General features: G+C 47.1%; 12 protein-coding genes. 11 read left to right on the forward strand and 1 reads right to left on the reverse strand.

Annotation, left to right across the window (positions count from 1 at the left end):
* Positions 1-32: 32 nt before the first annotated feature.
* The 8 genes from glf to NXS08_RS00885 all read left to right on the forward strand — a co-directional run bounded on the left by glf (position 33) and on the right by NXS08_RS00885 (position 8,786).
* Positions 33-1,268 carry a UDP-galactopyranose mutase gene (glf, locus tag NXS08_RS00850; RefSeq protein WP_259136230.1) on the forward strand — a complete coding sequence of 412 codons (1,236 nt, stop codon included), beginning with the start codon at positions 33-35 and terminating at the stop codon, positions 1,266-1,268.
* A gap of 3 nt (positions 1,269-1,271) precedes the next feature.
* Complete coding sequence (locus NXS08_RS00855; protein WP_259136231.1) at positions 1,272-2,147, forward strand: ABC transporter permease; 876 nt, start codon at positions 1,272-1,274, stop codon at positions 2,145-2,147.
* Position 2,148: 1 nt separating this feature from the next.
* Positions 2,149-2,886: an ABC transporter ATP-binding protein gene (locus NXS08_RS00860; RefSeq protein ID WP_259136233.1), complete on the forward strand. Its 738-nt coding sequence runs from the start codon at positions 2,149-2,151 to the stop codon at positions 2,884-2,886.
* Positions 2,879-4,558 carry a glycosyltransferase gene (locus NXS08_RS00865; protein ID WP_259136234.1) on the forward strand — a complete coding sequence of 560 codons (1,680 nt, stop codon included), beginning with the start codon at positions 2,879-2,881 and terminating at the stop codon, positions 4,556-4,558. The genes NXS08_RS00860 and NXS08_RS00865 overlap by 8 nt, the downstream gene beginning before the upstream one ends.
* A 21-nt stretch (positions 4,559-4,579) precedes the next feature.
* Positions 4,580-5,473, forward strand: coding sequence for a glycosyltransferase family 2 protein (locus NXS08_RS00870; RefSeq protein WP_259136235.1), 894 nt, complete (start codon positions 4,580-4,582; stop codon positions 5,471-5,473).
* 28 nt (positions 5,474-5,501) lie between these two features.
* On the forward strand, positions 5,502-6,599 hold the full coding sequence (locus NXS08_RS00875; protein ID WP_259136236.1) for an acyltransferase: 1,098 nt from the start codon (positions 5,502-5,504) through the stop codon (positions 6,597-6,599).
* An 89-nt stretch (positions 6,600-6,688) separates the two neighbouring features.
* On the forward strand, positions 6,689-8,311 hold the full coding sequence (locus NXS08_RS00880; RefSeq protein ID WP_259136237.1) for a YfcC family protein: 1,623 nt from the start codon (positions 6,689-6,691) through the stop codon (positions 8,309-8,311).
* A 118-nt stretch (positions 8,312-8,429) separates the two neighbouring features.
* A complete protein-coding gene (locus NXS08_RS00885; protein ID WP_259136238.1) occupies positions 8,430-8,786 on the forward strand; it encodes a DUF5684 domain-containing protein in 357 nt (118 codons plus the stop codon).
* A 79-nt stretch (positions 8,787-8,865) separates the two neighbouring features.
* On the opposite strand, the gene NXS08_RS00890 is transcribed toward NXS08_RS00885, so the two are convergent.
* The gene (locus tag NXS08_RS00890; RefSeq protein WP_259136239.1) at positions 8,866-9,501 is read right to left on the reverse strand and encodes a hypothetical protein; all 636 of its coding nucleotides are present in this window, start codon (positions 9,499-9,501) and stop codon (positions 8,866-8,868) included.
* Between the two features lie 174 nt (positions 9,502-9,675).
* Here NXS08_RS00890 and NXS08_RS00895 point away from each other — a divergent pair, with 174 nt between their 5' ends.
* From NXS08_RS00895 to NXS08_RS00905, 3 genes are read left to right on the forward strand one after another with little or no spacing between them, the layout of a single operon-like run.
* A complete protein-coding gene (locus tag NXS08_RS00895) occupies positions 9,676-9,924 on the forward strand; it encodes a WhiB family transcriptional regulator (protein ID WP_259137327.1) in 249 nt (82 codons plus the stop codon).
* A gap of 41 nt (positions 9,925-9,965) precedes the next feature.
* Positions 9,966-13,325, forward strand: coding sequence for a glycosyltransferase (locus NXS08_RS00900; RefSeq protein WP_259136241.1), 3,360 nt, complete (start codon positions 9,966-9,968; stop codon positions 13,323-13,325).
* Positions 13,315-14,796: a DUF5719 family protein gene (locus NXS08_RS00905; RefSeq protein WP_259136242.1), complete on the forward strand. Its 1,482-nt coding sequence runs from the start codon at positions 13,315-13,317 to the stop codon at positions 14,794-14,796. The genes NXS08_RS00900 and NXS08_RS00905 overlap by 11 nt, the downstream gene beginning before the upstream one ends.
* Positions 14,797-14,799: the final 3 nt, after the last annotated feature.

Raw genomic sequence — 14,799 nt, forward strand, 5'->3', positions numbered from 1 at the left:
AAGACTCAATAAAGACTTATCAGGAGGATCCCATGAAGTACGACGTAATCGTAGTGGGTAGTGGGCTGTTTGGACTTACGATTGCCCGCCAATGCGCCGAAGAAAAAGGTTTACGTGTAGCCATGTTAGAGCGCCGTTCCCACTTGGGAGGAAACGCCTACTCTTTCTTTGAAGAAGAAACTGGGATTGAAGTACACCGCTACGGCGCACATCTTTTTCACACTTCTAACGAACGTGTCTGGGAATATGTAAACCGCTTCACCTCTTTCACTAACTACGTTCACCGGGTGATGACCACCGTTAATGGGGAAGTTTTTCCTATGCCCGTGAACCTGGGAACAATTAACCAGTTCTTCCGCGCTGCTTATTCCCCTGAAGAAGCTAAAGCCTTGGTTAAAGAACAGGCTGCGGAAGTTGCCGATGCGGAAATCACTGACTTTGAGTCAAAGGGGATTTCGCTAGTGGGACGCCCCCTCTTTGAAGCTTTCTTTAAAGGCTACACTGCGAAACAGTGGCAAACCGATCCGAAGACGCTACCAGCTTCAATCATTTCCCGCCTGCCGGTACGGTTTAACTACGATACCCGCTACTTTAACGATAAGTATGAGGGGCTTCCAACAGACGGATACGCAGCTTGGCTTGAGAAAATGGCTGATCATCCGCTGATTGACGTTTATTTAGAGACTGACTTTTTTGATTCCTCTCACGAGCTATCTAAAGAAAAAGTAGTTGGCAAAGTGCCGGTGATTTACACTGGGCCGGTGGATCGTTACTTTGACTATGCAGCCGGGGAACTTACTTGGCGCACCCTCGATTTTGAAGAAGAAGTAGTTCCCGTGGGGGACTATCAGGGGACTTCCGTGATGAACTATGGGGATGAAAACGTGCCCTACACTCGTATTCACGAGTTCCGCCACTTCCATCCAGAACGCGATTACCCGCAGGATAAGACAGTGATTGTCAGAGAATACTCGCGGTTCGCCACAGCTGAAGATGAACCTTACTATCCGGTGAACTCCACTGCGGACAGAGAAGCAGTGCTGAAATACCGTGAGCTGGCAGATGCTGAAACAGATGTCTATTTCGGAGGGCGCCTGGGAACCTACCAGTATCTGGATATGCATATGGCGATTGCCTCGGCTTTATCTATGTGGGACAACCAGCTTTCCCAACGATTCGCTGCGGTTAAGCAAGACGCTCCGCTAGAAGACGTTAGCGGTATGAACGCTGTTGCGAAAGATGCGGAAGCTACTGCCTCCAAGGAGTAATCTTTGAGTTTAGAAACCCAAAAATTCGTAAGACCAGGACGTTCAAAAGGGCTGTTGGAAGTATTTCAAAAACAGTATCTTTTGTCCCTTTTGGTTCATAAGGAACTGCGCGTACGCTACCGCGGTTCCGTTTTAGGAATGCTCTGGTCATACGCGAAACCGGCAGTACAGTTCCTAGTTTTCTACTTTGCGATTGGCATGTTCATGGGAATGAATCGCAATATTGAAAACTATGTGATCTATATGTTTGCCGGGGTAGTGGCGATTAACTACTTTACGGAAATATTCAATAATGACACCCGCTCTGTAGTGTGGAATACCCCGTTAGTGAAGAAAATATATTTGCCGCGTGAACTATTCCCGGTCGCTTCCGCTTGGGTGGCTTTCATACACTTCATTCCCCAATTGGTGATCCTAGCTGGGGGTGCCCTATTAGCCGGCTGGCGCCCCGGGCTGGTAGAACTAGCAGTTTTCATTTACGCATTTATGGTAATCACTATTTTCTCTTTAGGATTGGGATTATTAGCCGGAGCTTTGAATGTGTTTTTCCGCGACGCAGAGAACTTTGTGGAACTAATGCTAATGGTGGCTACCTGGTCTTCACCGGTACTTTATAAGTGGTCGATGGTGCAAAACGCGTTGGGAGACGGTTGGCTTTGGTACCTGTACCAGCTTAATCCGCTTACCGTAGTAGTAGAACTTTTCCACTTTGTTTTCTGGGCGCCCACATTACCGGAAGGCTCTAAAGAAATCACCCAAATCATGCCCCCCGATATGTGGATGTGGGCGGGGATTGCCGGAGCCAATGCGGTGCTTATGCTTTTAATTGGCGAATTGACTTTCCGTAAACTTGACCCTCGTTTCGCACAGGAGCTGTGAGATGGTAAATAAAGCTTCTGTAATTAAGGTAGAAAACGTAACCAAAGAGTTCACGCTGAGACGTACTCATACGTTGAAAGAAACTCTGGTGTGGACTTTAACTGGCCGCCGCCACCAGATTTCCGAACAGTTCCGTGCTTTGGATAACGTTTCTTTTGATGTAAACGAGTCAGATACAGTTGCCCTCTTAGGACATAACGGGTCTGGAAAATCCACGATGTTGAAGCTCATCTCTGGGGTAATGAGAGAAAACAGCGGTTACATTGGGGTGCGCGGGCAGGTTGCCGGTCTGATTGAAGTGGGGGCCGGTTTTCACCCTGATTTAACCGGGCGGGAAAATATTTTCCTAAACGGCGCCATTTTAGGTATGTCGAAAGAGCAGATTGAAAACGCTTACGACGATATTGTGAAGTTTTCAGAGATTGAAAAGTTCATTGAAACTGAAGTGAAGTTCTATTCGTCAGGGATGTTCTTGCGTTTAGCTTTCTCAGTAGCCGTACATACCGACCCGGATATTTTCTTAGTTGATGAAATCTTGGCAGTGGGGGATGAACCTTTCCAAAAGAAATGTTTAACTAGGATTCACCAGTTAAAAGACCAAGGAAAATCATTAGTTATCGTCAGCCACGACCTGGATATGGTAGCGCAGTTATGTGACCGTGGGATTGTGTTAGAAAAAGGCAAACTGATAGCAGACACCGACGCACAAAGTGCAGTTAAGAGGATGCGCCATGGCTAGGCAGGCACAGCTCAGCGCAGAAAAAACTGGGCAAGAAACCTATCAGAATTTCTTAGAAGAAACTGTCGCCCATATGCAGGCAGTTATCCCCGGGTACCGGTTCCAACTGCAACTAACTGAAACTGGGTTGCAGATTCTTTCCCGCTTGGACAAAAACTGGTTGGTCGCAGTAATCCGCCCGCTCTTACTGGCAAAACCTGCGGTAGAGGTGTTCCTTTCCCAGCAGGGCCAAGAACCCATGATTACGCTGGCAGAAGATCCCAAAGAATTGCGTGATATCTTTTCCGGGGATACTTACGTGGGTACGGTACTTGCTTATCCCCAAACCGGAGGGCGCCAAAAAATCAGCCGAGTGGTAGTTGCCCTGCCAACTTTAGAATTAATTGATGTCCCAGCAGATTTTGAGATCCGCTTAAATAACTCTAAGTTTGAAGCATTAGTTGCTAAAGCCTACACGCAGCTGTACCACAAAGTACCTTTCTTACTGGACATTTACCGGCAAAAACGTAACAGTAATGGTCGGGGACGTCCTGCGAAGATCTTCCCACCGATGTACGCAAATTCCCGCCAAGAACCTGAACTTGACTCGCAGGTAATGTGGATTGCTATGCACTGGGCTGAATCTGGAGGAGCTGAATCGTGGGCTTGGGAACAGGCACGTTTAGCGAAAGCCGCTGGGTTTAAACTGGTTTTCACTTTTGACCGGGCTGCTCCACAACGGCAACTGCAACTAGCTTCAGAGCTTTCTGAAGATATTTATTTAATAGGGCAAGGGGTGCTCAAAGCTGACTGGACCAGTGTACTTTTAGGGATTATGGAAACCCACCGTCCCGCCCACCTGCATATTCACCATTCTAATTTTGTGTACACGCAGCTACCGGTGCTGAAAGCGCTTTATCCTCAACTACGGGTAGAGGACACTACGCATATTGCTGAATATCGCGGCGGCGGGTTTGTAGGTTCTTCTATTGGAACTACCCAGTGGATAGACTTACACCACGTTATTAGCCCCCAACTGGTGGAGCTTTATGCGGATCAGCAGGTGCCAGCGCAGAAAGTGCACTATCATCCGCTGACTCACCTAACTTCCGATCAAAGAGAGTTAGCGCCGATCCAGCCACTTACTCATAAACCAATTACCCTGGGTTTTTTGGGTAGGCTTTCTGCCCAAAAACGTCCGGTTTTATTTATTGCGCTGGCGGCCATTTTGCACCGGCGTTACCCGGGTAAGTTCAGGTTTATTATGCAAGGGTCGGGGGAGTTAGAAAATATAGTTGTTTCTCAACTGAAACGCTGGAAACTCATGGAAGTGATTGAAAGGCGCCCGTGGGGTTCGATTGAGGACTTTTTAACTGAAATCGATATTCTACTAATTACTTCTGAAAATGAAGGACTTACCCTCACCAGTATTGAAGCTGATGCGGCGGGGGTGCCAGTAGTTTCTACTAACGTTGGTTCCCAATACAGCGTAGTTTCTGCAGAATTATTGCTCCCGCGCGAACCCATTGGATTCATTAAAGGCGCTATCGCGCTATTAAAGAAATTAGCTGATGACCCGCAGTTTTATCAGCGTGTGAGCGCCGGACAAAGACAACTGACTCAAATTTTACGAAGTCAAGTTTCTGCGTCAGAATTTTACCGCCAACATTACCAGGCACTGCTTACTAAGTAGTCCCGAAAGGAAGATGAACTAATGAAAGTAGCAGCTGTAGTAGTTACCTTTAATCGCCGTGACCTGCTGGAAAAAACCCTGGCGGGAATAGAGGGTTTAACTCGCCCGGTAGATAAACTTTTCATCATTGATAATGCTTCAACAGATGACACGGTTGAGTTTTTAACTTCCCGTCAATACGCTACTGAACATCGGGTGATCCGCACTAAAGTTAATACCGGCGGAGCAGGCGGATTCACTTTAGGAATCGAAGAAGCCTATAAGGAAGGCTACGACGCTTTTTGGTTGATGGATGACGATACCGTACCGCAACCTGAGTCGCTGGCAGAACTGTTAAAAGGAATGGAATCGTACCGCGAAGTTCGTGGCGCATATCCATCTTTTGCCTGTTCGTCGGTTCTGTGGACGGATGGGAATCTATGTGAAATGAATACTCCCGCTCCGGTTTGGGACTGGGCGCGTTCATTGGCCGCTGGCTATGACTGGGTGGATGTAAAATCTTGTTCGTTTGTTTCTTGTTTAGTTACCCGCGAAGCAGTGGCCGCCCAGGGGTTACCTTACCGGGAGTACTTCATTTGGTATGACGATGCAGAGTACACGACCCGCCTGTCTAAACTTCGTTCGGGCATTTACGTACCGGCTTCTAAAGTGGATCACCTGCTGGCACAAAATCGGGGCGTGAACTATGGGGATGTAAATGAGCAGAATATTTGGAAATTTGAATATGGGGTTAGAAACCAAGTCTCTGCCGCATGGTCATTACGTCGCCCAACTTTGCTGGCAGAAATGAGCGAAAATATGCTGAAGCAAATGTGGGGAAAGAAAATTCCACTTTCGTTGAAACTGCGTTTACTTAAAGCGGGGGCGAAAGGACTATTCTTCCAGCCACGTAAACGAATGGTTGCCGACAAGTAACTGAAACAGATAGGCAACTGTTTAGGAAATGGTTAATCCACCGCAAAAGACAATTCGTTCCGTCCAATATTTACGTGCTTTTGCTGCTTTGGCAGTGGTGTACTATCACATTGCGATATTGGATTTTGGAAAAGCCCTGGGACTATCAGAAACCGGAGACTGGGGAGTTGATGTTTTCTTCGTCATCTCTGGTTTCATTATGGGAACTATCGTGGTGCAGGATTCAAGTGCTTTCCTGACTCGCCGGATTATGCGAATTGTTCCGCTCTATTGGGTAGCTACTTTAGGATGGGCTGGATTAGCGTTACTTTTCCCGGCGCAAACTAAATCAACGGTAGTTGATTTACCCGGAATCCTAAAGTCGCTATTTTTCATACCCTATGAGCTTCCTTTGCGCATTGGTCCGATTCTGGGGTTAGGGTGGACACTTAACTATGAAATGTTCTTTTACCTGCTGATTGCTTTTAGCCTGTGGGTGTTCAAGGATGCGAAAAAATCTCTGCTGATCGCCAGTGGCCTGTTAGTAGCTTTAGTTGTAAGTGGAGTGTTTTATTCCTCTGCGTTCTTTCCACTGACTTTTTATCAAGCTCCGATCCTATTAGAGTTTGTGGCCGGTATTTGGTTAGCTTTTGCCTATCGACACTTCGGTGAAGCGGGGCAGGAGAGTCAGTCTGGAAAACTAGCGCGGGTGATTTTTGGGGGAGTAGCTTTAGTAGCTGCTTTCATTTGGCTGACTCAGCAGAGTTTATTTGCCACTGACGGTTTTTTCAGTCAGCGCGCCGTTTTCTACGGCATACCCGCTTTCCTCATGGTGTTGGGAGCTTTAGCGGTGGAACCGGTTTTGAAACCGGGCTGGTTCGATACGCTTTGTTTGGAACTGGGGGCGGGAAGCTACGCAATTTACCTGTTCCACGCGTTCACTGTGGGTCTTTTGGGGCCAAGTTTTTTTGGAACGAAAAGTCTAGCTGAAAACTATGGTTTAAGTTTGCTAATAATGATTGCCACGATGGTTTTCACAGCTTTCCTGGGGATAGCCATTAACAAATGGGTAGATACCCCGCTGCAACGTAAACTAAAACAGTTCATTTATCGCCCGGGAAAATTAAGTTCTTTCCATAACAAATAACGAGGGCGTCGTTTCACTTCTTGGTAGATCCGGTTACGTCTTTACCAATCGCTGTTGAAGAAAATTTCTTAATCGAAAGTAGTCAATTTATGGGGCAAAAATCTAAGTGGCAAAATGAGGTGCAGATCCAGGATAGTTCTGCAAAGACTGGTCTTAATGAAACTCTGCCTAAGAAAGCCGCTAAGGGCAGAAGTTTCGCTTTACCCTCTGCTTTTACCATCCTATTCTTTCTTTTAGTTTTAGCTGCTATTGCGACCTGGTTGATTCCAGCTGGAAGTTACGCGAAACTATCCTATGCCTCGCAGACAGAGGTTTTTAAAGTCCTTGCTCCTGATAAAACAGAGACTACGCTCCCGGCAACCCAAGCCTCTTTAGATGAACTAAATGTCCAAATCGACATTGAGAATTTTACTTCCGGAACTTTGGCTCGACCGGTTTCGATTCCCGGTAGTTATGAGACGCTAGAGTCCACGCCTGCAAGTTTCTTAGATGTATTCAACGCAATGGTTTCTGGCACTATAGAAGCCGCGGACATCATGATTTTCATTATGATTCTTTCCGGCTTAATTGGGGTAGTCCAAGTAGCCGGAGCGTTTGAATCAGGCTTACGTGCTTTAACTCAACGCACGAAAGGGCGAGAATTTACGCTGATTGCTACTGTTTCTATCTTGATGCAAATCGCGGGCACTACCTTAGGATTTGAAGAAGAAGCACTTGCTTTCTACCCGATTTTAGTTCCTATCTTTATTGCTTTGGGGTATGACGCGATAGTGGCTATGGCAGCTATTTTTCTTTCAGGTGCGATGGGAACCGCCTTTTCAACTATCAATCCTTTTTCAGCAATTATTGCTTCCAATGCTGCCGGAATTTCTTTTACTGAGGGAATCTGGTGGCGTTTAGGAGGCTGGGTAGTGGCTTGCTGTGTGTTAGTCCCGTATATCTACCTCTATGCTCGCAAAGTAAAAGCAGACCCTACCAGTTCATACGCCTATGCGAACCGAAGAGAGTTTTTAGAGCACTGGAAGGTGGAATTGGGGGAATTGGTTCCCGCAAAGTTCACCTGGCGTCAGAAGCTGATTTTAATGCTCTTTGCTGCGGGCTTTCCAATCATGATGTGGGGCGTCACTAACTGGGGCTGGTGGTTTTCCGAAATGGCGGTTTCATTCCTGGTGATTACTGTGCTTTCCATTGCCGTAGCGGTGATAGGTAACCCTGAATTGAGTGAAAAAGATGCTGTTGAGGGATTCCTCAAAGCAGCTGCGGAAATGGTTGGGGTTGCCATGATTATTGGATTGGCTCGGGCAGTGAACTTAATTCTGGTAAAAGGACAGGTTTCAGATACTATTCTTCGTTGGGCAACTGAAGTTGTTTCACAAATGAATGGCCCGGCTTTCATCATGGCGATGATGTTAATGTTCTGTGTTTTGGGATTTTTCGTTCCGTCTTCTTCCGGGTTAGCAGTATTAGCTATGCCGATTTTGGCGCCGCTTGCGGATGCGGCAGGAATCCCTCGGTTTATTGTTGTTTCAGCTTATCAGTGGGGACAGTACACAACTTTGTTAATCGCTCCTACGGGTTTGGTGATGGTGACTTTGCAGATGATGCGGATGCAGTATAGTCAGTGGTTCAAATTTGTTTGGCCGATGGTGATATTCCTCTTTACGTTTGGGAATCTACTTTTGATAGTTCAAGTACTTTTATATGCGTGGTAAAGAAGTTCTCAAGAAAATGGGATATTAATTACAATCTGTATTTGGCAAAGCAAACAATTTTCGTATCTGGGAAAATTAATATCGTAACTTACAGAACTTCTACCAGTAAGGAAAAATAATGGAAGCTCAAGAACTGGTCACCCAAGGAACAAATACCTATGCTGGTTCCGGCGGGGCAATGTTCATCCTGATTGCCATCGGTCTATACATGATGTTCAAAAAAGAAGGCATCACCCCTTGGTACGGAATCATCCCAATCTTCAATATTTTCAGAGTAGCTAAAATGGCTACCGGCGAAACCATCCTGGCAGTGCTGACTATTTTCTTATTCCCATTCCTATGGGTATATGTATCCTACCGCTTAGCAAAAGGGTACGGACACGGAATTGGCTTTGCAATCCTAACTTACTTCTTCTTCCCAGTAATGGCACTGGTGTACGGATTTAGCGACAAACGCTTCAACCCAAACGCCTAAATTAGAGTTAAATAAATAGTGGCTGGTTAGCCCCACAAGCGGGGAATAACCAGCCACTTAACTTATAAATACCAGGCGTCTAACCCAGTTCCTGCTGACGAATTTTAGGAATATCTTCACCCGGTTCAATCCAAACTACCCGCCGGCCCGTTTCCCAAGCCTTCCAAATCAGTTCAACATAGTTAGCTTCCCCAGCTTCCAAAAACAAAGGCTCGGTAGTATCAGAGTGCTCAAAAGAAACAGAAGGCACAAACTTAATCGGCGGATAAATGAATCCATCAGGCTGAGCGTTAATCTCTGCAATAGCATCACTTCCCGCAGAAAAAGGTTCACCCAACCAACCTAAAGCAAGGGGAGACATTTCTTGTAAAAGAACTGGAAGCCCCACTTGGTCAGCGGAAACCTTTGTAGCGACCTCGTGATTATTGGTTACAAATAAGTCGGCGCTATCAACCTCAAGTGGGGAAAAGCTAACTTCAACCCCCGCTAAAGCAGCACCTAAAGACCAAAAGAGAGTGCGCCAAGACGGCGGTAAATCCAAAACTAACAGCCCTTGAGAGTCCTCACCCAACTCTTCGCACAGGTAATTGCAGGTTTTAGCTAGCCAACGGTATATATTTGGGCCAGTAAACTCAATCCGACCATCTTTGGCATACCAAACCAATAGTGAAGTAGGAGTTTTAGATAAAACAGCTAGTTGAGGAATATCCGACATTTTAAGACTTTCAGCTGGTTGTAGCAAAGAAAAAACACACTGCCACAAAAATAAGAAAAGGTCAATACCATATTCGGCTTGACTTAGGAGGATTACACGCGTGTAATTCTATAAGGAAATATTTTTTTAGATAGAAGGGACACGCTCGTGTGGAATATTCTAGGTGACGGGCCTTTGGTCATCGATACCTTCAAAGCCGCACTCGGCGACGGTCCTTTAGCGTGGCAGGCAAACGCTCTATGTGCGCAGACTGATCCAGAAGCCTTCTTTCCCGAAAAAGGTGGTTCTACTCGGGAAGCAAAAGCCGTCTGCCAAGCCTGTGAAGTACGGCAGGAATGTTTAGAATACGCTATGTTAAACGACGAACGCTTCGGTATCTGGGGTGGCTTATCTGAACGTGAACGTCGTCGATTAAAACGCTAAGGCTAAGCCTAATGCAAGGAGATAAACCATAAAGGGGTCTCATGACTGAGCCAACTGTAGCCGCCCTCGTAGTCACACGAGGGCTTACTCCGTATTTACACCGAACTGTTGCAGCGCTACTTTCCCAATCGCGGAAACCGGACACAATTGTCGTGGTAAATACCTCTACCACGGCCTTAAAACCGATTAAAGGCCTGGAGATCCTCAACGCTCCACAACTAACTAACTTCAATGCTGCAGTCAGTAAAGCCCTGGAAACCTACCCAGTTTTAGACAGCTGCGACTGGTTCTGGTTCCTACACGACGATTCAGCTCCTGACCAACAGTGCTTAGAACAACTTTTAACTGCGACTAAAGCTGGGCTAACCACCGCCGTGGTCGGGCCAAAACAAGTTGCCTGGTCCAGTGCAGACCGAATCTTAGAAGTCGGGATTGAAACTACCCGTTCAGCCCGCCGGCTCAGCGTAGAATCCTACGATGAGATCGACCAAGGGCAGTACGATAATATCTCTGACGTGCTGGCAGTCGGATCAGCTGGAATGCTGGTGGACGCCCAAATCTGGCGCGAAAGTGGCGGATTTGACCCGCAGCTGACTCCCTTTGGGGAAGGGTTAGAATTCTGCCGCCGGATTCGCCTGGGTGGACACCGGGTAGTGGTAGTCCCCGAAGCAAAAATAGCTCATGCGCGAGTTTCCTACCGCGGTTTAAGAACCGGAACAGAAGTCGATTTAGATCGCTCATTTAAAGAACGTCGCTTTGCGCAGCTCTACAATGGTTTAATCCTGCGTAACCTTCCATTTTTAATCGCCAGTTTAGTTCTATTACCACTTTGGACACTGCTGCGCGCCGGAGCACGTCTACTCCAAAAACGCCCCCAGTTAGCATTTGCTGAAATAGCTGCAGTTTGGAAACTTTACGCATCTTTACCGGCATTAAGAAACGCGCGGCAACGTAACCGCAATTTCGCGAAAGTTCCAGTATCCGTTTTGAAAACCTTGGAAACTAGCCACTTCCAAATCAACCGGCGCCAACGGATTGAAAATCGAAAAGAACGCGAATACTTCTCTAAAACCCAACTTGAACCAATTGCCGCGAACTTATTAAAACGTCACCAGATCCGCACCTATAGCGGTTTTGGAATAGGTTTCGCATTGACTTTCTTAGTGACTTGGTTTGCAACCCGCGAATTAACTGACGGGATTAGCGGTGCTGCTTGGGTGAACCTACCAGAAAGCTATGGCACACTTTTTTGGCAGGCTTGGTCGGGCTGGAGTTTAGGCGGTTTAGGGTATCCACCTCCGGTTGATTCTCTACTTCCGGTACTCACCGTTCTAACGGCACCTTTAGCTCTTTTGGGAGTTAGCCCCGCAACCCAGTTTGAATGGTTCTACCGTTTGGTACCTGCCTTGGCCTGGATCTCTATGTACTGGGGAACGCGAGTTATTACTCACCGGGTTGCCTGGCGTTTTGCTTTGGCGCTTCTTTGGGTAATTAGCCCAGTTTTCCTCCTTTCTTGGTCAAGTGGGCGGATGGGAACTCTACTGGTTGCAGCGTTCCTCCCCTTATTTTTACGCGGTTGGATGCATTCAGTTGGCCAGGTAGTTCCGTTACGGATTCGCGGAGCTTTTGCTGAAGAAATTGTCTTAGCGGAAAGCGAAAAAGACTATCCGTACACGGCTTTAGCTAGTTTTGCCGCCCTCGTTTTAGTGGGCGCGGCTCCGTGGCTGCTACTGCTTTTGCTTCCTTTCTTAGTGGTGACTACCATTTTTATGCGAGGCCGCCGAGCGGGACAGGTTTTACTAGCCATCCCAGCATTTGCTTTTTCTCTACCAGTGTGGATTCACGTATTTAGCGGCACCGGGTCAGCTCGTTGGCAGCTGCTTTTTGCAGACACCGGAAGATCCTTGGCCCATAGTCAGCCTAGTTCATGGGAAATTGCTTTGGGCTTACCTCAAGCCAAAGAATCATTTGGTAATCCAGCTTTTCCCTGGGTGCCGGAGTTCATTAACTCAGCTGCAACATTCATTTGGTTTATTCCCGGGGCAGTTCTGCTTCTGGGAGCGGTGATTGCATTATTTAATCTACAAAGATGGACTTTCCGCACTCGGCTAGCCTTTTTGGCGGGTATTTTCGCAGTTGGCGCGGCAATCGTAGCTTCCAGAATCGTCAATTCCGAGGGCGGTGCATTAATCTTCGGTTGGGCAGGAACCGGAATTTTAGTGGCCCTAATCGCTTGGATGCTGGCGGCAACCGGGGCGATTCCTAACTTAGTTTTAGTGGAACCTTTGCATTCATATCTTTCCCGCAGGAGGAGAGAAAAAGCTGTTAAACGGCGTGAAGCAGCCGAGCAGAAACAAAAACAAACGGAAGTTTCTTTTATCGACGCTAAGGTTTCCTTAGAGAAACTCTCAGAAGCGGAAGTTAGTGCTACGGCAACTATTAAAGCTGTAACTAGGGAAGTAGATCTTAACGCTACCACCCGGGGGGAACGCTCTGCATTCCGTTTCCAAATCGGTGTTTTAGCGCTTGTTTACGCGGTTGCTTTAGTTCCCTTCGTCGTATGGTTACCTTACGAATCTGAAAACGATTTGCAGGTAGCGGCGGCGCCACAGTATTTAACTCCGGCTACAACGGTGGAGGCGCAGCAGGGGGAGCGTTCAGCGCGATTTATGAAACTGTCTGTTTCAGATGAGGTAGTCCACGTGGAGATTTGGCGTGGTGATGGTCGTCAGCTGGCAGACTCATCTCCTTGGCAGCGGCTGGAAAACGCGCGTTTGGTGATGGAAAAACGCAGTGATAATCGTTTTAATGTCACTGAAAATGGCAGCGCTGCAAATGCTGATTTAGCTCAGTTAGTGACCAAGTTACTGACTACCCCGGATACGGTTGAACTCAGTCAGCTTGGGCAGCTGGGCGTAGATGAAATAGCTTTAGAAAATAGCTCATCATTAGCCAGGGAACGGGCACTGATGTCTTTAGATCGGGTTGCTGGATTAACTCGCGCCGGAGAATCCGGGGCAGGTACTTTGTGGCGAGTACGTCCACAGGAAGTTGAACCTGCTCGCGCTTTCATTAAAGACGCGCAAGGTAGGATCACCCCGATTGCTGATCCCACGTTAGCTGCCGTGGCTTTACCAGCTCCGGCAGATGAGAATACTATTTTAGTTTTGGCTGAACCGAAAGATGCCGGTTGGGTAGCTAGCTTTAATGGAAATACTATCGAAGCTACAGAAAATGGTTGGCAACAAGCATTCAAACTACCTAAGGAAGCTGGTCAGGTGAGAATAACTTGGTATGCAGACTGGTTACCGGTGTGGTGGTTTAGTGCAGTAACCGCTTTGATTGGATTACTGGTCGGAGCAATTCCGGTAGCGGGAAGGAGACAATCAAATGTCTACTGAACAAACGCCCTCAACAGAGGTAGATCCGAAACTGGCTAAACTAATTTCTACCGGAAAAGTCCTGGGGACTTTCACTACCCTTGGGGTTACAAGCATTGCTTTGCTGGGGGCATTGACGGTTACCGCTTCAGCGGATCTTTGGCTGCGGGCAGACAGTAGCTATGCGCGCACAGATAAATCCACTTTAGAAGTTGTAAATCAGGTGAGTTTACCAGAGCATAGTTATTTGCTTGGCTGTATCCCTTTCTTTCCTGATGCGAAAGGAGCTCCCACCGGAACTGCAGTAACAAATATCTACACTGCAGAAGGCACTGCGGTTACCTCTGTTAAACCAGCAGTAGCTGGTAAGGCACCGCTGGTAAAGGACGCTTTTTCTGGGGAGAAAGATATTCCTGGTGTTGATCCGCTGGTAGTGGGGGTTTCAACTCAAGACGTAAGTTCTTTTACCGGTAGTTCTTTTGTAGTTTCTGCTTCTAAGACTTTAAAGGGGATTACTAGCAGCGCCTGTCAGGTTGCCCATAACCATCACTGGTTTGTTGCCGGTAGCACTGAAGTGGGTGAAGCTACGTTTTTAACTATTTTGAATCCGTCTGCAAACCCAACTCAGGTATCTTTACAAGCCTGGAGCAGTACCGCAAAGATCGCGCAAACACCGACTCTGACGGTAGCGGGCAATCAAATGCAGACAGTGAATTTAGCAACCTACTTTCCAACTGAAAGCCGTTTGGGTTTGCACGTAACTGTTAATGGCCCCGGAGCAGTTGTGGCTTTACATTCTTCCGGTGACTTAGGATTGGCCACTCGCGGTATAGAAACGGTTAGAGGCGTGGATACTCCCGCGGTTGAGAACATTTTTACCGGGGTAGAAGCTGACGCTAAGAATACGCGAATCCGGATTTTGAATCCGGGGTTAGATCCGGCAACTGCAACTATTGAAATTGCTGATCCGACGGGCAGTAAAGTTCTGGCCGGTGCAGAGAATATCGAGATAGCAGGAGCAGCTGTATTTGAGTTAGATTTGGGTGGGCTGGGCAAAGGCCCTAAAACTATTGTTTTACGTTCTAACCAACCTTTAGTGGCAAATGTTTTTGCTGATTATGAGGGCGAAGATAAGGAAGATGCGCAGGTCTTAGCTGATCGAGGTATCTGGTCGAAAGCTACGAAGATACAGCATCTGAAATCTAAAGTTCCTCCGCTGCAAACTGGAGAAAAGACCCGTAAACTCAGCATTTTCAATCCGGCTACAACGGCTGTAAAACTTGAAATCAATGGAAAAGAATCGCAAATTCCAGCTAAGTCACAGTTAGTTTTTGAAGTTGAAGGTTCTACGGTAGAAATAAAATCTCCCGAGCCAGTTTACGCGTCACTGCTAATTAGGCGCGCAGAAGGTAAAACCAATTTAGTTACCCATTTAGATTTGGAAGACCCTCGCGTTGCCCTCCCACCGTTTTATATTCAACTGGGCAATTAGTTA

The organism is Gleimia sp. 6138-11-ORH1, from assembly GCF_024814355.1.
Classification (GTDB): Bacteria; Actinomycetota; Actinomycetes; order Actinomycetales; family Actinomycetaceae; genus Gleimia.